Source organism: Streptomyces sp. SUK 48 (assembly GCF_009650765.1).
In the GTDB taxonomy this organism is placed as follows: domain Bacteria; phylum Actinomycetota; class Actinomycetes; order Streptomycetales; family Streptomycetaceae; genus Streptomyces.
Genome location: NZ_CP045740.1, coordinates 4051381 through 4069569, shown reverse-complemented (window position 1 = coordinate 4069569; position 18189 = coordinate 4051381). Strand labels below are relative to the sequence as shown.

The 18189-nt window shown below is 72.7% G+C and carries 11 protein-coding genes and 2 pseudogenes; 7 read left to right on the top strand and 6 right to left on the bottom strand.

Going from position 1 to position 18189, the window contains the following annotated elements; all coding sequences use genetic code 11:
- The first annotated feature begins 84 nt into the window (after positions 1 to 84).
- From GHR20_RS17565 to GHR20_RS17545, 4 genes and pseudogenes are all read left to right on the top strand, one after another.
- Positions 85 to 2271, top strand: coding sequence for a flotillin family protein (locus GHR20_RS17565; protein WP_153813706.1), 2187 nt, complete (start codon positions 85 to 87; stop codon positions 2269 to 2271).
- Between the two features lie 148 nt (positions 2272 to 2419).
- Positions 2420 to 7284, top strand: a pseudogene (locus GHR20_RS17560) (DNA repair ATPase).
- 246 nt (positions 7285 to 7530) lie between these two features.
- Complete coding sequence (locus tag GHR20_RS17550) at positions 7531 to 8112, top strand: HD domain-containing protein (RefSeq protein ID WP_153813704.1); 582 nt, start codon at positions 7531 to 7533, stop codon at positions 8110 to 8112.
- Between the two features lie 639 nt (positions 8113 to 8751).
- Positions 8752 to 10041: pseudogene (locus tag GHR20_RS17545) on the top strand (hypothetical protein).
- Here the strand turns inward: GHR20_RS17545 and GHR20_RS17540 are convergent.
- The 3 genes from GHR20_RS17540 to GHR20_RS17530 all read right to left on the bottom strand — a co-directional run bounded on the left by GHR20_RS17540 (position 10019) and on the right by GHR20_RS17530 (position 11702).
- Complete coding sequence (locus GHR20_RS17540; RefSeq protein WP_153813703.1) at positions 10019 to 10552, bottom strand: NUDIX hydrolase; 534 nt, start codon at positions 10550 to 10552, stop codon at positions 10019 to 10021. The pseudogene GHR20_RS17545 and the gene GHR20_RS17540 sit on opposite strands and share 23 nt — an antisense overlap.
- Before the next feature lie 107 nt (positions 10553 to 10659).
- Entirely contained in the window at positions 10660 to 10857 is a 198-nt protein-coding gene (locus GHR20_RS17535) for a DUF397 domain-containing protein (RefSeq protein WP_153813702.1), read from the bottom strand.
- Positions 10858 to 10865: 8 nt separating this feature from the next.
- Positions 10866 to 11702, bottom strand: a complete 837-nt coding sequence (locus GHR20_RS17530) for a helix-turn-helix transcriptional regulator (protein WP_153813701.1) — start codon at positions 11700 to 11702, stop codon at positions 10866 to 10868.
- A gap of 196 nt (positions 11703 to 11898) precedes the next feature.
- On the opposite strand from GHR20_RS17530, the gene GHR20_RS17525 reads away from it, so the two are divergent.
- On the top strand, positions 11899 to 12333 hold the full coding sequence (locus GHR20_RS17525) for an ATP-binding protein (RefSeq protein WP_153813700.1): 435 nt from the start codon (positions 11899 to 11901) through the stop codon (positions 12331 to 12333).
- 26 nt (positions 12334 to 12359) lie between these two features.
- Here the strand turns inward: GHR20_RS17525 and GHR20_RS17520 are convergent, their stop codons facing one another.
- Positions 12360 to 13553 (bottom strand): permease, encoded by a 1194-nt coding sequence (locus GHR20_RS17520; protein WP_153813699.1) that lies wholly within the window; start codon positions 13551 to 13553, stop codon positions 12360 to 12362.
- A 118-nt stretch (positions 13554 to 13671) separates the two neighbouring features.
- Here GHR20_RS17520 and GHR20_RS17515 point away from each other — a divergent pair, with 118 nt between their 5' ends.
- Complete coding sequence (locus tag GHR20_RS17515) at positions 13672 to 14103, top strand: GNAT family N-acetyltransferase (protein WP_153813698.1); 432 nt, start codon at positions 13672 to 13674, stop codon at positions 14101 to 14103.
- Between the two features lie 35 nt (positions 14104 to 14138).
- Here GHR20_RS17515 and GHR20_RS17510 read toward each other — a convergent pair whose 3' ends face one another.
- On the bottom strand, positions 14139 to 15107 hold the full coding sequence (locus GHR20_RS17510; protein WP_153813697.1) for an aminoglycoside phosphotransferase family protein: 969 nt from the start codon (positions 15105 to 15107) through the stop codon (positions 14139 to 14141).
- 41 nt (positions 15108 to 15148) lie between these two features.
- The gene (locus GHR20_RS17505) at positions 15149 to 15778 is read right to left on the bottom strand and encodes a phosphatase PAP2 family protein (protein ID WP_153813696.1); all 630 of its coding nucleotides are present in this window, start codon (positions 15776 to 15778) and stop codon (positions 15149 to 15151) included.
- Between the two features lie 989 nt (positions 15779 to 16767).
- Here GHR20_RS17505 and GHR20_RS17500 point away from each other — a divergent pair.
- Positions 16768 to 18054 carry a hypothetical protein gene (locus GHR20_RS17500; RefSeq protein WP_153813695.1) on the top strand — a complete coding sequence of 429 codons (1287 nt, stop codon included), beginning with the start codon at positions 16768 to 16770 and terminating at the stop codon, positions 18052 to 18054.
- The last annotated feature ends 135 nt before the right edge of the window (positions 18055 to 18189 follow it).

Sequence of the window (18189 nt, the reverse complement as noted above, 5' to 3'; positions counted from 1 at the left end):
CCGGTGCCGGGCATCGCGGGGGGATGCCCGGCACCGGCGCCTCGGGGGAGCTCCGACCCACCGTCTGACGCAAGGACGTATGCCATGGAAGCCCTCGGCGTGCTCGTCGCCGCCTGTGTGATCATCGCCGTGCTGTTGCTGCTCGGGTTCTCCCGGCTGTACCGCAAGGTCGACCAGAGCCAGGCCCTGATCGTGTCCAGGACGCGGCGGGTGGACGTGTCCTTCACCGGACAGGTCGTGCTGCCGATCCTGCACAAGGCCGAGGTCATGGACATCTCGGTGAAGACCATCGAGATCAGCCGCTCCGGCCGGGACGGGCTGATCTGCCGGGACAACATCCGGGCCGACATCCGCATCCTGTTCTTCGTCAAGGTCAACAAGACCGTCCAGGACGTCATCAAGGTCGCCCAGTCCGTGGGCACCGAGCGGGCCAGCCACCAGGACACGCTCCAGGAGCTGTTCCACGCGAAGTTCTCCGAGGCGCTGAAGACCGTCGGCAAGCAGATGGACTTCACCGACCTGTACACCAAGCGCGAGGAACTGCGGTACCACATCATCGAGTTGATCGGAGTCGACCTCAACGGCTACCACCTGGAGGACGCCGCGATCGACTACCTGGAGCAGACGCCGCTGACCCAGCTGGACCCGGCCAACGTCCTCGACGCGCAGGGCATCCGCAAGATCACCGAGCTGACCGCCGTCGAGCATGTGCGCACCAACGAGGCGAAGCGCACGGAGCAGAAGGAGATCACCCGCCAGGACGTCGACGCCCGCGAGGCCATCCTGGAGCTGGAGCGCCGGCAGGCGGACGCCGAGATCAAGCAGCGGCGGGAGATCGACACGTCCCGCGCCCGCGAGGAGGCCGAGACCGCCCGGGTGATGGAGGAGGAGCGGCTGCGCGCGCAGACCGCGTTCCTGCGCACCGAGGAGCAGCTGGGCGTGCAGCGGGAGAACCAGGCCCGGGAGATCGCGGTCGCCGCGAAGAACCGCGAGCGGGTCATCGCCGTGGAGAACGAGCGCATCGAGAAGGACCGCCTGCTGGAGGTCATCGCCCGGGAGCGGGAGACGCGGCTGACCCAGATCTCCGCCGAGAAGGAGGTCGAGGCGGAGAAGCGGGAGATCGCCGAGGTCATCCGGGAGCGGGTCGCGGTGGACCGTACGGTCGCCGAGCAGGAGGAGTCCATCAAGAAGCTGCGCCTGGTCGAGGAGGCCGAGCGCGAGCGGCAGGCCCTCGTCATCGCCGCCGAGGCACAGGCGCAGGAGAAGCTCGTCAAGGACATCAAGGCCGCGGAGGCCGCCGAGCAGGCCGCGACGCACCGGGCCGCCGAGGAACTCACCCTGGCCGAGGCCCGGTTGAAGACCGCCGACCTCGACGCGCGGGCCAAGCTGCGGCTCGCCGAGGGCGTGCAGGCCGAGTCGGCCGCCGAGGGCCTCGCCGCGGTGCAGGTGCGGGACAAGGAGGCCGAGGTCACGGTCAAGGCCGGGCGCGCCCAGGCGGAGGCCACCGAGGCGCGGCTGCGGGCGGAGGCCGAGGGCACCCAGGCGAAGGCGCTCGCGGAGGCCGAGGGCGCCCGGGCCAGGGGGCTGGCGGAGGCCGAGGGCGCGCAGGCGGCGGCCGCGGCGACGGAGGCGCGGCTGCGGGCCGAGGCGGAGGGCGCGCGGGCGAAGGCGCTGGCCGAGGCCGAGGGCGCCAAGGCGGCGGCGCTCGCGGAGGCCGCCGGTATCGGCGAGAAGCTGAAGGCCGAGGCGGCGGGCCTCACCGAGAAGGCGGCGGCGATGGCCGCGCTGGACGAGGCGTCGCGCGGGCACGAGGAGTACCGGCTGCGGCTCCAGGCGGAGAAGGAGATCCGGCTGGCCGGCCTGGAGACGCAGCGGCAGGTGGCCGAGGCGCAGGCGACGGTGCTGGCCACCGGCCTGGAGAACGCCGACATCGACATCGTCGGCGGGGAGTCCGTCTTCTTCGACCGGCTCGTCTCGGCGGTGTCCTTCGGCAAGGGCGTCGACGGCTTCGTGGCCAGCTCCCGCACCGCCCAGACCCTGGCCAAGCCCTGGCTGGACGGGTCGGGGAGCTTCACGGAGGACCTGGGCCGGGTGCTCGGGTCGGTGGGCACGGCCGATGTCCAGAACCTGACGGTGTCGGCCCTGCTGATGAAGCTCGTGAACGGCGGCGGCGCGGAGGCGACCCAGTTCCGCCAGCTGCTGGAGAAGGCCGGGGAACTGGGGCTGGCGGACACGCCGGTCGCGTCGCTGAACGGCGCTGCCCGCAACTGAGGTGCCCCGTCGGGGGCGCGGGGCCGCCGCATCGGCACGCGGCCCCGCCGCGTGGGCGCGAGCGGCCACGACGCACCCGCACCCCGCGGCGAACCCCGCGCCCCTGACGGCGAACCCGCGGCCCACCCCCGAACCACGAAAGGCGACCATGGCCACCGAGACCGTCGACGCCGGAACGTACGACGTCCTCCGCGACCGGCTGGCCGCACACGCCGCCGAACTGGCCCGGCGGGCCGAGGAACTGAACGCCCGCCGTGCGCGGGAGTTCGGCTCGCCCCCCCTCGAACTCGCCTCCACCACCAGCCTCAGGACCCCCACGCGAGCCTCCGGCAGGACATCGTGGCGGTCGGCGACCGACTCCTCCTCGGCAGCCGGACCCGCGGCAGCGAACCCGTCCTCGCCCTCTACGACCGCGCGGGCAACCGCCTCCCCGAGAGAGACGGCTTCCTCGACGACCCCGCGTTCGTCCGCGAGTTCACCGCCCTGACCCGCTACTACCGCGACGCCCACCTCCTGCGCCTGCGCCGCACCGACGGCCGTCTCCTCGCGGTGTTCCGCACCGGCGAGAAGGCCGACGACATCCGCGCCCTGCGCTGGAACCTGACCGAGGACGGCCGCGCCGAGTTCCTGGACGCCCGCGGCGAGCGCGACGACGCCGTACCGCCGGCCCAGGACGTGACCTGGACCGGCACCGGCCGCGCCGATCACGTGCTGGGCCGGGAGCCGTACGTCGCCGTACCCGGCGGGCTCGGCGTCGCGGCCCTCGGCGGCACCCTCACCGTCCGCGCCGAGGACGGCGCGCGGCTGTACGCCGAGCCCGTCGCGGAACCCCTCCAGTCCCTCGCCGACGCCGCCGTGGCGTACGCGAGCGTCGGCCCCCTGACGCTGCTGCGCGTACGGCCGTACAAGGAGGACACCGATCGCCACCTGGTCTTCAACGCCCTGACCCGGACGGTCGTCCGCCTCGACGGCCTCGGCCAGGCGTGCCGCCGGCTGCCCGAGGAGCAGGGCGTCGTCTTCCCCGGCGGGTACTGCCTGGCGAGCGGCCAGCACAAGACGTACGAACTCGACGTGACGGGCCTCGAGTTCGAGCAGGAGGTCCGCGCGCCCAACGGCGAGGACGTGCTCTACGCGTTCCGGGACCGGGCCGGCGGCGGCACGCTGCTGCTGTCGTACAACACCCTGCGCAAGGAGGTCGCGACCCCGCTGCCCTGCCAGGGCTGGGCGTTGTTCGAGGACGGCGCGCTGGCCGTGCTGCGCGCCGGGGGCGACGAGCCCGCGCACACGCACCCCCTCCAGTGGTGGACCTCGCCGTACGTCTCCGACACCCACGCCGCCGCCCTGCGCACCGGCACCGGCCCGCTCGCCCGCGTCGGCAACGCCGACCTCGTGCGCGGCCTCGCCGACTGCCTGTCCGTGGCCCGGCTGGTGGCCGACGGCATCACCACCGGCGAGGGCTACCGCGCGCTCACCGCCGCGTGCGTCCGCGCCGCCGACACCCACCACTGGCTCACCGACCCCGAACTCGGCTCCGTCCACGAGCCGCTGGCCGCCCTGCGCGAGACCGGCGAGCAGGTGCTGGCCGAGTTCGAGACCGTCCGCGAGCTGACCCGGCAGGCCGCCGAGGCGCTGGACGAGGCCGCGGAGCGGATCGCGTCCGTGGTGCGCCGGCTGCGCGGAGAGGCCCCGCGCGAGGCCGCCGCCTGGGTGCGGGGGCTGACCGAACTCCGCCACGCCCACGGCCACTTGCTCACCCTGCGCGAGCTGCGCCACGTGGACACCGAGCGGGTGGCCGCGCTCGCCGCCGAGGCGGAGTCCGACCTGGCCGCCTTCGGCAGGCGCGCGGTGACCTTCCTGTCCCGCGAGGACGCCTTCACCGCCCAGCGCGCCGAGGTGGAGCGGCTGGTGGCCGACGCGGACGCGATCGGCACGGTCGCCGACGCCGGGCCCGTCGCCGAGCGCCTGGACGAGCTGGCCGACGGGCTGCGCACCGTCACCGAGGTGGTCACCGGCCTCGACATCGCCGACGCCACCGTGCGCACCGCCGTACTGGAGCGGATCGCCGACGTCCTGGGCGGCGTCAACCGGGCGCGCGCCACCCTCGACGCCCGCCGCCGCTCCCTCAAGGACCGGGAGGGCCGCGCGGAGTTCGCCGCCGAGACCGCCCTGCTCGCCCAGGCCGTCACCGCCGCCCTCGCCGGCGCCACCACCCCCGAGACGTGTGACGACCAACTCGCCTCTGTGCTGGCCCGGTTGGAGGACCTGGACGGCCGGTTCGCCGAGTTCGACGACTTCCTGACCGAACTCGCCGGCCGACGCACCGAGATCTACGAGGCGTTCGCCGCCCGCAAGCAGTCCCTCGCCGACGTCCGGGCCCGCCGGGCCGAGCAACTCGCCGTGTCGGCCGGGCGGATGCTGGAGACGGTCGCCCGGCGCGCGGCCCAGCTCGCCGACGCCGACGCGGTCACCGCCTACTTCGCCTCCGACCCGCTGGTCGCCAAGATCGTCCGCACCGCCGGCGAACTGCGCGACCTCGGCGACAGCGTGCGCGCCGAGGAACTCGACGGGCGTCTCAAGGCCGCCCGCCAGGAGGCCGCGCGCGCCCTGCGCGACCGCGGCGACCTGTACGCCGACGACGGCCGCACCCTGCTGCTCGGCGGCCACCGCTTCGCCGTCAACACCCAGCCGCTGGACCTCGCCCTCGTCCCGGCCGGCGACGGCCTCGCCCTCGCGGTCACCGGCACCGACTACCGCGCCCCGGTCACCGACCCCGGCTTCGCCGCCACCCGCCCCTACTGGGACCGGCACCTGCCCTCCGAGTCCCCCGACGTCTACCGCGCCGAACACCTCGCCGCCCGCCTCCTCACGGCGCACGGCCCGGCCGCCCTCGCCGCCGCCGACGACCTGCCGGGCCTGGTCCGCCGGGTCGCGCAGGAGTCGTACGACGAGGGCTACGAGCGCGGCGTCCACGACCATGACGCGACCCTGATCCTGACCGCGCTGCTGCCCCTGTACGACGCCGCGGGCCCGCTGCGCCACGAGCCCGCCGCCCGCGCCCGGGCCCAGCTCTTCTGGGCCCACGGCACCACGGAGCCGGCCCGCGCCGCCTGGACCCGCCGCGCCGTGTCCCTGGCCCGCGCCCGGGACGCCTTCGGGCCGACGGCGGCCCTGGGAGACCTGGTGGCGGAGCTCGCGGCGGCCCTCGCGGAATGGGAGGCGGCCGGCGCCCGCGCGGGGGCGGCTGATGCCCGCGAGGGGGCGGGCGGGGGCTTCGACCGGTGGTCCGCCGAGGCGGCCGCCGCCTACCTCCTCGACGAACTGACCGGCGGCACCGGCCCCGAGGACTTCGTGCTCGGCGCCGCCGCCCGCGCCCTGCTCGACAAGTTCCGCCGGGCGCTCGGCGGTTCGGACTACGGCCGGGACCTGGAGGGGCTGACCGACCTGCGCGCGCGCCGCCAGGCGGTCGAGGCATGGCTCACCGCGTACGCCACCGCGAGCGGCAGCGACGCCGCCCCGGGCGAACTCGCGGAGGCGGTCGCCGCCGAACTGTGCCCCGCGCTGCCGCGCTACGACGGCGACGCCCCGCTCACCGCGACCGTGGACGGCCTCCTCGGCGCCCACCCCCGGGTGGCGGGCGGCCGGCTGGAGCTGCGCCTGGACGAGTTCCTGGCCCGCACCGCCCGGCACACCGCGCACGACGTACCCGGCTTCCGCGCCTACCAGCGCCGCCGCGGAGCGCTGCTCGACGCCGAACGCGAACGGCTGCGCCTGGCCGACCACCGGCCCCGGGTGATGCCGGCGTTCGTCCGCAACCGCCTCGTGGACGAGGTCTACCTCCCGCTGATCGGCGACAGCCTCGCCCGCCAGCTGGGCACCACCGGCGCCACAAAGCGCACCGACACCGGCGGCCTGCTCCTGCTGGTCTCGCCGCCCGGCTACGGCAAGACGACGCTCCTGGAGTACGTCGCCGACCGGCTCGGCCTGATGCTGGTCAAGATCAGCGGCCCGGCGCTCGGCCACTCCGTCACCTCGCTGGACCCGGCGGACGCCCCGAACGCCACCGCGCGCCGCGAGATCGAGAAGATCAACTTCGCGCTCGCGGCGGGCAACAACACCCTGCTCCACCTGGACGACATCCAGCACACGTCGCCCGAACTCCTCCAGAAGTTCATCCCGTTGTGCGATGCGACCCGGCGCGTGGACGGCGTGTGGGACGGCGAGCCGCGCACCTACGACCTGCGCGGCAAGCGGTTCGCGGTGTGCATGGCGGGCAACCCGTACACGGAGTCCGGGGAGCGGTTCCGCATCCCCGACATGCTCGCCAACCGCGCCGACGTATGGAACCTGGGCGACGTCCTGACCGGCAAGGAGGACGCCTTCGCGCTGAGCTTCGTGGAGAACGCCCTGACCGCCAACCCGGTCCTCGCCCCCCTCGCGGCCCGCGAGCGCGCCGACCTGGAGCTGCTGGTCCGGCTGGCCGCGGGCGACCCGACGGCCCGCCCCGACCGGCTGTCCACCGCCCTGCCACCGGCCGAACTCGACACCGTGCTCGCGTTGTTGCGCCACGTCCTCGCCGTCCGCGACACGATCCTCACCGTCAACGCGGCCTACATCGCCTCCGCCGCCCAGTCCGCCGACGCGCGCACCGAGCCGCCGTTCCGCCTCCAGGGCTCGTACCGCGACATGAACAAGATCGCCCAGCGGCTGCGCCCGGTCATGAACACCGCCGAGCGCGAGGCCGTCGTCCAGGACCACTACACGGCCGAGGCCCAGACCCTGACCACGGGCGCCGAGGCCAACCTCCTCAAACTCGCCGAACTACGGCACGCGTTGGACCCCGCCCAGTCCTCCCGCTGGTCGGACATCAAAGCCGCCCACCTCCGCACCCGCACCCTCGGCGGCCCCGACCAGGACCCCCTGACCCGCGCGGTCGCCGCGCTGACGGTACTGGCGGACCGGGTGGCGGCGGTGGAATCGGCGATCATCCGGGCGACCGGCAACGCCCCCGGCTGACGCGTCCGGCCGGCGTCGGCTCGCGCCACCGGTGGCGGTGCCTTTTTCGGCCTCGACGTCCACTCCCTGTGGGCGCTGCTCGCCGTCCGCCCGAACTTGCTGCGCGCCCGGTCGGCGGCCGGGGCGATCCTGCGTGAACGCCTGCCGGTGATGTTGGATGACTCCCGGCTTTCGCCGCAGACTCGGCGGGAGCTGGAGGGCATCCGGTACGCGATCCGCCTCTCCGAGGCGTGAAAGGGGACACCCGTGGATGACCAGGACCTGGCGGACGTGGCCCACTTCCTGTGGGAGGCGGGGACGTTGAAGGCAGCCCGGCGAACAGGCTGGTGGATGGCGGGTGTTCGCGATCCCGAGAGCGTCGCCGAGCACGCGTGGCGTACGTCGGTCATCGCCTCGGTCATCGCCACGCTGGAGGGCGCCGACGCCGCGCGCGCCGCGCACCTGGCGGTGTGGCACGACTCGCAGGAGACGCGTACCGGTGACGTGAACCACCTGGGGAAGAAGTACGCGCCCCCGGGGGACCCGGCCGCGGTGACGGCTGACCAGACGGCGGGCATGCCCGAGGTCCTCCGCTCCGCGATCCGTGCCGTCGTCGCCGAGTACGAGGCGCGTGAGACACCGGAGGCCGTCTGCGCCCGCGACGCGGACAAGCTGGAGTGCATGCTCCAGGGCCTGGAGTACAAGGGGCAGGGGTACGAGGCGGCTCAGCGGTGGGTCGACAACAGCCGGTCCCGGATCGTCACCGAGTCCGGCCGGCTGCTCGCCGACCAACTGCTGGCCCAGGCCCCGCTCGACTGGCTGCGCGCGGCCATGGGCGAGCACGGCTGATCAGGAACGCGCGTTCTTCACGGCTTCCCAGGTGTGGTGTTCGGCGTGACCGTCGAAACAGACAGCAGGCTTCACCGTCGGACCCTGTTGCGACCACCGGGCAGTCCGGCAGGGCGACCAGCTCCGCTTCGGCCCTTTCGCGCCAGCGAAGCCACGTCGCGGTCCCGTATTCGCCGGTGTCGCTGAACAAGCCGTAGTGCTCACCGCCGTCGTGCGAGGACAACTGGCACTGCACCGCCATGTCGACGTGTTCAGTGGCGGACTTCTCCCACGCTTCCTGCACCAGGTCCAAGGGCACCCGGCGCGAGTGCCTGCACCGCGTCACGACATCACCCGCCGAGATCCGCTGGAGTTCTGCTCCGCGCACATGGGGCACGCGCATGGTGGCAAGCGGCCGGAGTCGTCCGGCACCACCGGGTCGTTGCCCACGCGTACCTCCGTGGTAGGTCCCCACGTCCGGCCGGAGTCGTGCGAGACCCGCAGCGTCATCCGTACCTCGTCCTGTCCGTTCGCCATGGTCAGGAGCATCCCGATCCACAGGCTGGACGAGAAAGGCCAAGCGGGATACCCAACTTGGGTAGCATCACCAACGGTTGACCAAGCACAGCGGTCCGTAGTTCTCACGCCGGAGCGTGCCCGATGCCTGAGCCCCGCCGTTCGAAGGAACTCCCGGCCAGCCTGCTCACGGACCCGGCGATGATCGAGGCATGCCAGGCCAGAGACTTCAGCCGCATCTTTTGGCTGGTCAAAGTACGGGCAGGCATCTACCCGTCGATGATTGCGCGACGTTGCGATCTCACCCCGAGCCGCGTCGGCGAGGTTATTACCGGGCGGCGACAGCTGCTGCACATGGACGTGGTCGAACGGATCTCTGACGGACTGCGCATCCCGGGCCATCTGCTCGGTCTGGCCCGGCGTTCGTGGGAGACCCCACAGACCCTGACCGTCACACCACGAGAACCCTTCGAGGAGCCGACGTCCGTCAATGTGCGGTCGGCCGCGAGGCTACCCGGGGCTGACGTGGACAGCATCCTCGCCCTGGCAGCCGAGCGGGACCTCAGCCCGTCGATGCTGGACGCGCTGCATTCGTCGATCTCGGATTATTGGCGCCGGGACGACGAGCACGGCGGCGAGACCTTACGGCCGGCGGTCGTCGGCCAACTCCGCTATGTCATCGGCCTGCTCAAAGAGCAGCGACCCGCACCCATGCGGGACGGCCTGCACAGCATCGAGGCTGAGCTGGCCCGGCTCACCGGGTGGACCTACTTCGACGCTCGCCAGTACAACCAGGCACGCGCCTACTTCACGGAAGCCCTCGGGTTGGCCAAGACCATCGACGACCGTCAGTTCACGGCCAATGTCCTCGCCTGCATGAGCCTCCAGGCCACATATCAGGACAAGCCTGGGGACGCTCTCGCCCTCGTCGCAGCAGCCCAGGACCAAGCCCGAGGAGCGGAGGAGACGACACCGCGCGTGCTGGCCATGCTCGCGATGCGCGAATCGTTCGCGCACGCCACCCTCGGGAACCACAGTGCCACCCATGCCGCGATCTCGGAGGCCCACACTCACTTCGGCCGGATCAGCGCCGACGATCCAGATCCGGCCTGGGCCACCTACTTCGACGAGCCGAAGCTGATCGTGGACACGGGTATCGCACATGGCCATTGATCGAACCACCGGGGCCGTGCCTTCCACGCCTTCTGGCTCGCCCGCACTCAGCTTCAGCGTGGCAAGCTTGACGAAGCCTGCCACACAGCCATCGGTGCCCTCGTCCCGGCGGCGGCCGTCAGCTCGCAACGAGTCGTCGGCCACCTCCGGGAGTTCTACGAGCAGCTGGAGCCCTTCCGTCGGGAGCCGACCGCGATGGCGTTCGAGTCCCGGCTTCGGGAGATGCTGTCGTGCCAGGTCAGCGGGTGGCCTCATCCATGAGCACGTAGAGCAGGCCGACGAGGGAGCCGCTGCTGACGATCTCGCGGCGGTCGATCATGCCCCGCACGTCGGCCAGCGGGATCCACTCGATCCGGTCCGACTCGTTCTTCTCGGTCGGTGGTCCTTCATACGTTGCTCCGTCGGCCCGGAAGACATGGTGCTGGGAGTCGGTGATGCCGTTGGCCGGCTCGGCGTAGATAAGGGGCTTGATGGAACCAGGACGCCATCCCGTCTCTTCCAATACTTCGCGAGCCGCGGCTTCTTCCGGGGTCTCGCCCTCTTCGACCAGACCCATGGGCAGCTCCCAGGCCCACGAGTCCGTGATGAAGCGGTGTCGCCACATCATGAGAATCTCTTGGCGTTCATTGACGACGGCGGCCACGGCCAGGTGCCGAAGCCGGACGACGTGGTACTCCCACCTGCGCCCGTCAGGCTGTTGGACATCGACGAGGCATAGATTTACCCAGGGGTTCGTGTAGATCTGTCGCTCACCGTGCGTCTTCCATTCCATACCTGCGACCCCTCTCGATCGGCCTCCAGGATCTCAGAGCGCGTGGGAAGACTCCCGCGTGTCCCGGCGGCGGGGTCAAGAGTTCGTGAGCTGGGGCTCGGTTGGATTCAGGGTCGCAGCCCGCCCGAGCGCGCACCCTTCAGGGTCTCGATGAAGGAGGTGAAGACGGGGAGGGGGAAGGTGAGGGTGGCTCGGGTGGGGGTCTTGGAGTCGCGGACGGATACGTGGGTGGGGGTGTCGGTGATCTCCACACACGCGTTGCCGTCGCCCGGGCCCGAGTAGGACGACTTTCGCCAGTTCTCCATAGGGGGCATCACAGCTCCTTCGCCAGCCGGTTGATGAAGTCACGTGACCGAGAGGGGTCGAGGGACGCGGTTTCCACCTTACGGAAACTCGTTCGGTAGGCGTTGAGTTGAGCCTCGGAGTCGATGAAGGCCGAGCCGTGCAGCGTGTCGCGGAGCACCGTATCCAGCTTGGGTAGAGGGCCGCAAACGTGCGTCATCGTGCTGGAGGCTCTGGCGAAGTCGTCCAGGTCGAAGGGGATGACCCGCACGGTGACATGGTTCGACTCGGACAACTCCAGGAGTTGTTGAAGTTGGTGTCGTGAGGCGGCGCGGTCGCTGACCCTGATGCGCAGAGCAGCCTCGTGGATCACCGTCTCGTACGGTTGGGCGTGTTGCTGGCGCCGCATGCGGTGGCTGACACGCACATCCAGCTCTTCTTGGGTGAGCTCGGGAACTCGGGCGGAGAAGACCGCGCGAGCGTAGTCCTCTGTCTGAAGCAATCCCGGTACGTAAAGGACCGACACCTCGCGCAGGAGGCGGGCGTGGTGCTCCAGTTCGGCGAGGTCCAGGAACGACGTCGGCAGCAGCCCCTCATACTCCTCCCACCAGCCGTGCGTCCGTTCGGTGGCCATCGCCACCAGCGCGTCGATGAACTCGTGATCGGTGCAGGCATAGTGCGAGGCCAGGCGCCGGAGACGCTGTTCCCCCACGCCCGCGACACCGGACTCGATCTGACTGATGGCCGGACCGGAGACCCCGAGTAGCGCGGCCGCTTCCCGGACCGCGAGCCCCGCGGCCTCGCGAAGCCTGCGCAGTTCCAGCCCCAGGCGCAACTGGCGTGCGGTTGGTTCGCGCCTCAGAACCATCGGGTTCTCCTTGCTTCAACGCATCTGCTGATACCGCTCGTTCGGGGGCAGATTACGCGATTCGCTTGCTCCGGCTTACGCGTTAGCCCTACCTTCGGTGACGTACCGCACACGCAGCGGAAGTGCACCGCACCCTGCGGCAATGCCACCCTGCGCGCGTTTCAACCCCCCACTTACTCCCCGGAGTTGATCACCCATGCCCGAAGGCGAGTCCTGGGACTACACCCTTTGCATCCCCAACGACCCAAGGGCGGTCACGGTTTCCCGTCGAACTCTCCGCCTGATCCTGACCCTCCACGGTCTGATCGGCCTGGTGGACATCGCGGAGCTGCTGGCGGCGGAGCTGGTCTCGAACGCGGTCCGTCACACGAAGGGACCGGCGGCGCTTCGGGTGCGCCGTACCCCGGAGGGGGCGGTGTGGATCGGGGCGTGGGACACGGATCCGCAGTCGCCGCCCGTGGCGCAATCGCGCGCCGAGGTAGCCGAATTGGAAGGTGGCCGGGGGCTCGGGCTCGTCATGGCGTGTGCCGACCGCTGGGGGTGGCAGCCGTCGGCGCGGTTCGGGGAGCGGGGCAAGTTCGTGTGGTGTGAACTCGGTTTCAGGGCGTCCGTCGCGCTGAGTCCGGTGTGAAGCCCCCGGGAGTCCAGCGGGTGGCCTCAGGCGTGGTGATGGTCGGGCTCCCCGCGCCCGCCGCTCCCGCGCCCACCGTCTCCGCCGCTCTCCGGCGCCCCGCCCATCGTCCGCAGCATCGCCGTGCCGCCCGTGCGCAGGAAGCGGAGGAGGAGGGAGGCGGCGAGGAGGAGGAAGGCGATGTTGAGCCAGGTCGTGTAGTTCCAGCGGATGCCCTCCTCGGGGAGCCTCGCCGCCGCCTGGTCGGGGATGAGGCCGAGGCCGCCGAAGAGGAACTCCACCACGTAGCCGGCCACCACGATGGCGGCGAAGAAGGTGGCGAGCAGGAAGCCGGCCATGCGGGCGCCGTAGTACTTCCGGTAGATGTTGAGGATCGGCAGGATCAGCAGGTCGGCGTAGATGAAGGCGATCACTCCGCCGAAGCTGATGCCGCCCTTCCACAGGACCACCGCCAGCGGCACGTTGCCGATGGAGCAGACGAACGTGGCGACGGCGACGAGGGGGCCGATCAGCGGGCCGACCAGCTTGGCCGCGAGGGGGTGGCCGGCCAGGAAGAAGGTGTGCCAGAAGTCCTCCGGCACCCAGGCGGCGATGGCGCCGGCGATCAGCAGCCCGGCCACCAGGTCCCGCAGGATCGCGGCCCACTCCATGACGAAGATGTGCGACACGGAGGTCAGCCCCGCGCGCGAGAGGAGCCGGCGCAGGAAGCCGCCCTCGCCGCGGACCGACATGTCCATCGCCGCGTGGCCCTCCATGGACCCGGCGACACCGCGCTCGGCCTGCTCCCTGGCCGTGCGCAGCAGCCGTTCGCGCAGGAACACGCGGAACAGCGCCGCGAGGACGACGATCATGATCGGACCGCCGGTGAACTCCGCCGCCGTGAACTGCCAGCCCATCAACAGGGCGAGGATCACGCCGAGTTCGATGACGAGGTTGGTCGAGGCGATCTCGAAGGCCATCGCCGCCGTGAAGTTCGCGCCCTTGCGGAACAGGGAGCGGGCGAGGGCGACGGCGGCGTAGGAGCAGGAGGACGAGGCGGCGCCGAGGCCCGCGGACAGGGCGAGCGTGCGCGGGCGGTCGTCGCCGAGCAGCCGTACGACCGTCTCGCGGCGCACCACCGCCTGGACGACGGCCGAGAGGGTGAAGCCGAGGATCAGCGCCCAGGTGATCTCCCAGGTCATCGATCCGGTGATGAACAACGCGTGTCCGATCGCGTGCATGCGGCGCACTTCCTTCACGCTTCACGGTGGTGTGGTCCCGCCACTCGGGCGAGAGTACCCCCATGGGGTATTCCGAAACGCGGGGAAGGTCCCGTTCGGCGATCGGTATCCTCCCGGCATGGAGATCCGGGTAGAGGTCGTACGGGAGCCGTCCGAGGAACTGGTCGACGCCTTCGGGAGGCTGCTTCCACAGTTGTCCTCGGCCGCCGCGCCGCTGGACCGCGCCGCGATCGAGCGGCTGGTGGCCTGTGACGCCAACACGGTGCTGGTCGCCCGCACCGCCGAGGCGATCGTCGGCACCCTGGTCCTGGTCCTGCTGCCCCTGCCGTCCGGGCTGCGCGGCCGGATCGAGGACGTGGTGGTCGACGGCGCGGCGCGCGGCCGGGGTGTCGCGGGGCTGCTGATCGAGGAGGCGGTCCGGCTCGCCCGCAAGGCCGGCGCGCGCACGCTCGACCTCACCTCCCGCCCGGACCGCGCCTCCGCGAACCGCCTCTACGAGCGGATCGGCTTCCGGGCGCGGGAGTCCACGGTGTTCCGGCTCGGCGAGTAGGCGGCCGCCGCTCCGGCGCGAACGGCCCGCCCGTGTCAGCGAGCCGGCACGATCCGGCGCAGTGCCGCGCGGGCCGGCGGGGCCCAGCTGGGCTTGCCGCCGGGGCGGCCGCGGCGGCCCGCCTCGCCGATGAGGAGACAGCCGAGGGCGCGCAGGAGGGCCCAGCCCCGGGCGCGGCGCAGGGTCGCGGTGTCCGGAGCGGGCCCCGGTGCGGGAACGTGCCCGGGATCTCGCGCCGCCCGGTACCCGGGCCGGTACGCGGTGTGGAAGCGGTCGAGGGCGCCGTCCGGCAGCAGGGTCCAGGCGGCGGCGAGATCGCACGCGGGGTCGCCCGCGCAGAGGTCCCCGAAGTCGATCACGCCGCAGAAGGTGCCGTCCGCGGTGAGCACGTTGGCCGGGTGGAGGTCGCCGTGCAGCCAGACCGCGGGCCCTGACCAGGCGGGGGCGGCGACGGCGTCCGCCCAGAGCGAGCGCATCGCCCGGACCGTCTCCGGATCGGGCAGCAGGCCCTGTTCGACCGCCGAGGCCAGCCCGTGCTCGAACCGCCCGGCCAGCGGCGCCAGCGGGCCTCCGCGCTCCCGGCCGGTGGGCGCGTCCTCGGGGGCGGGCCGGTGCAGGGCGGTCAGGAAGGCGCCCAGCGCGTCGGCCGCCGCCGGGCCACGCGTCGCGGGGGCCTGGTCACCGGGTGCGCCCGGCACCCAGGTGGTGACGATCCAGGGCCGGGGAAACCGCGCCGAGGGGGCGCCGAGGCGCTGCGGGACGGGGACCGGCAGGGGGAGGCGCGGGGCGAGGACGGGGAGCCAGGTGTGCTCCTTGAGGAGCAGCGCGTCCGCGGTCGGGGTCGCCCAGGGCAGCCGCACCGCGAGGTCGTCGCCGAGCCGCCACAGCTGGTTGTCCCAGCCGCGCGCGCCCAGCCGCAGGGACCGCTCGGCGAGGTCCGGGTGCTGGGCGCGCAGGAGGTCGCGGACCGTGTCCGCGGTGAGTTCGGGGCCGTCGGGGGTCATGCGGGGCAACCGTAGCCGCCCCGCGCGGGGTGCCGGAGGGGTCAGGAGGGCTGGGACGTCAGCAGGGGGCGCAGGGCGCCCGTGCGCAGCCGTTCCACCAGGGGCGGGGCGATCCGGCGCAGCACCAGGACGGTGACGAGGGAGACGACGCTGCCGACCAGGGCGCCCACGGCGACGTCGTGCGGGTAGTGCGCGCCGACGTACACCCGGGAGGCGCCCATCGCGATGGCGGTGACCAGCGCGAGGCCGCCGAGGCGGCGGCTGATCAGCAGCAGGGCCACCGTGAAGGCGAAGGCGACGGTGGTGTGGTTGCTGGGGAAGGCGTAGTCGTCCGGCGCGGGACACGCCTCCAGCAGGAAGTCATGGGGGAGCGCGCGGCACGGGCGGGGCTCGTCGAAGACGTTCTTGATGCCGCTGTTGACCACGTAGGCGAGGACGACGGCGACGGGTGTCGCCAGTACGGCGGCCATCACGGTGCTGCCCTGGCCTCTGGCCCGCCACCACGCCACCAGCAGGTACACCGCGAACAGGCCGATGCCGATGGCGCTGAACACCGACACCGGTTCGTTCAGCCAGTGCGTGTGCCGGGCGAAGTCGGTGACGTCGGTGTACAGGCCGCCGTCTATCGCCGCGCCGTCGAGCGCCTGGGTGGTCGGGGCGGAAGTCGTCATCAAATGGGTCTCCGGGCCGTGCTGCTGTGCCGCGGGCTCCGGGAAACGGGCGCGGGCACCGATCGGACGTACGGATGAAGCGCGGACGTCCCCGAGGTGAACGTCTACAAGTATGTAGACGATATCAGGTGACCGCGCGGGGTGCCGCCCCACCCTTGCCGCCCGCGGATGCCGCCCCCGGCGCGCACCCGTGCCGCCCCATCCGTCCCGCCTGACCCGAACGGCCCCGCCCTGCTCGCGCCCGCGTGCGCGAGGCGGTGCGCTGGTGATCTGTACGGCGAGGAGGTGCCAGTGACGAACGGTGCGACCCCCGACCACCCCGACGACCCGGACCGCTCCACCCGCCCTGGCGACTCCGGCGACCCCGGCCGACCGAGCGGGCCCGGTGACTCCGGCCGCTCTGGCGATTCCGACGGCTCCGGTGACTCCGGCCGCCCGAACCGGCCCGGTGGCCCCGGCCGGCCGGGCCGCCCTGCCGATCCCGACCGCCCCGGCGACCCGGACCGCCCGAACCGGCCCGGTGGGCCCGGTGATTCCGGTCGCCTCGACGACCCCGATGCCCCTGATCGATCCGGCGTCCCCGACCGGTCCGGCGTCCCCGACCGCCCCGGTGACCCGGATCGCTCCACCCGCCCTGGCGACTCCGGCGGCCCTGGTGACTCCGGCCGACCGAGCCGGCCTGGCGACTCCGGCCGCCCTGGCGATCTCGGCGGCTCCGGTGAATCCGGCCGCCCGAAGCGTCCCGGTGGCCCCGGCCGGCCGGGCCGCCCTGCCGATCCCGACCGCCCCGGTGACCCGGATCGCTTTACCCGCCCTGGCGACTCCGGCGGCCCCGGTGACTCCGACCGACCGAGCCGGTCTGGCGACTCAGGCCGCCCTGCCGATCCCGACCGCCCCGGCGCCCCCACCAACCGGCCCGCTCCGAGCCCCCGGAACGACACGACCGGCCCGGCGGTCCGGACCGGCCCGGCCGCTCCCACCCCTCCGAGCTGGAGGATCTCCGGGCCCGGCTCGCCGCGCTGGAAGCGGAGCGGCACGCGCGGCAAGGGGAGGGGGCGCGGGCCCGGCGCCGGCCCCTCTCCGCGCTCGCCGCCGTGCTCCTCGTCATCGGCTGCCTGCTCGCCCCGCTCGCCGTCGTCGCCACCTGGGCCGCCGACCTGGTCGGCGACACCGACCGCTATGTCGCCACCGTCGCCCCGCTCGCCCGCAACCCCGCCGTGCAGGACGCCGCCGCGAACCGGGCCACCGACGCGCTGATGGACCGGATCCAGCTGCCCACCCTGCTCTCCGACGTGGCGCCCAAGGACCGGCCCCTGCTGGAGAAGGCGCTCGGCGGGCTGGGCGGGGGGCTGGAGAACGCCGTACGGGGGTTCGTGCACGACCAGGCCCGCAAGGCCGTCGCGTCCCCGGCCTTCGCCACGGTCTGGACCGACGCCAACCGCCGGATCCACGCCTCCCTGGACAAGGCGCTGACCGGCACCGGCGGCGGCGCGGTGCAGCTGAAGGACGACACCGTCACCCTCGACCTCGCCCCGCTGATCGAGGACGTGAAGAAGCGCATGGTCGACGCGGGGATGACCTTCGCGAGCCATATCCCGGTCATCCACGCCCAGTTCACGCTCCTGGAGTCCCAGCAGGTCGGCAAGGTGAAGACGTACGTACGGCTGCTGCGGATCGCCGGCAACTGGCTCCCGGTGCTCGCCGTCCTGCTGATCGCCGCCGGTGTCCTGCTGTCGCTGCGCCGCCGCCGCGCCCTCGTCGCGGGCTGCCTCGGCGCGGCCGTCGCCACCGCCCTGCTCGGCATCGGGCTGCGCGTCTTCCGCGTGTTCTACCTGGGCCGGCTGCCCGCCGACGTCTCCCCGGGCGCGGCCGGCGCGGTCTACGACACCCTGACCCGCTTCCTGGAGACCGCGGTACGGATGGTGATCGTGCTCGGTGTCGTGATCGCCCTGGGCGCCTGGCTCAGCGGGCCGGGGCGGCGGGCCGGTCTGGTGCGGGGCCTGTGGAGCGACGGCATCGGCGCGGCCCGCGGCACCGCCGACCACGCGGGGCTGCGCACCGGCCCGGTCGGCCCGTTCACGCGCCGGCACCGCGCCTGGCTCACCTGGATCCTGGTCGCCGTGGCGGCGCTGGTCTGCCTGCTGTGGCCGTACCCCACGGGCTGGGTGATCCTCGGGATCGCCCTGTGCCTGCTGTGCGCGCTGGCGGTGGTCGAGTTCCTGGCGGCGGATTCCCCGCACCGACTTCCGAGGGAGAGCCCCGCACCGCGTTCCTGACCCATCGGCTTCGGGGGCGCCGGCCACCCCGCTGCGCACAGCCGACCGAGGAAGATCACCCCTCTACAAGCTGAACCGAGGGCTCCGGAAGCCGACTTGTCCAGACACCTTCCCTCACCTTCCCTCCATGGTCCG

Excerpts from the sequence above, each read along its gene's own strand:
- GHR20_RS17565 (WP_153813706.1), top strand. The coding sequence starts at position 85 with ATGGAAGCCCTCGGCGTGCTCGTCGCCGCCTGTGTGATCATCGCCGTG.
- GHR20_RS17540 (WP_153813703.1), bottom strand. The coding sequence starts at position 10,552 with ATGGAATGGAAGACGCACGGTGAGCGACAGATCTACACGAACCCCTGG.
- GHR20_RS17535 (WP_153813702.1), bottom strand. The coding sequence starts at position 10,857 with ATGGAGAACTGGCGAAAGTCGTCCTACTCGGGCCCGGGCGACGGCAAC.
- GHR20_RS17530 (WP_153813701.1), bottom strand. The coding sequence starts at position 11,702 with ATGGTTCTGAGGCGCGAACCAACCGCACGCCAGTTGCGCCTGGGGCTG.
- GHR20_RS17525 (WP_153813700.1), top strand. The coding sequence starts at position 11,899 with ATGCCCGAAGGCGAGTCCTGGGACTACACCCTTTGCATCCCCAACGAC.
- GHR20_RS17520 (WP_153813699.1), bottom strand. The coding sequence starts at position 13,553 with ATGCACGCGATCGGACACGCGTTGTTCATCACCGGATCGATGACCTGG.
- GHR20_RS17515 (WP_153813698.1), top strand. The coding sequence starts at position 13,672 with ATGGAGATCCGGGTAGAGGTCGTACGGGAGCCGTCCGAGGAACTGGTC.
- GHR20_RS17510 (WP_153813697.1), bottom strand. The coding sequence starts at position 15,107 with ATGACCCCCGACGGCCCCGAACTCACCGCGGACACGGTCCGCGACCTC.
- GHR20_RS17505 (WP_153813696.1), bottom strand. The coding sequence starts at position 15,778 with ATGACGACTTCCGCCCCGACCACCCAGGCGCTCGACGGCGCGGCGATA.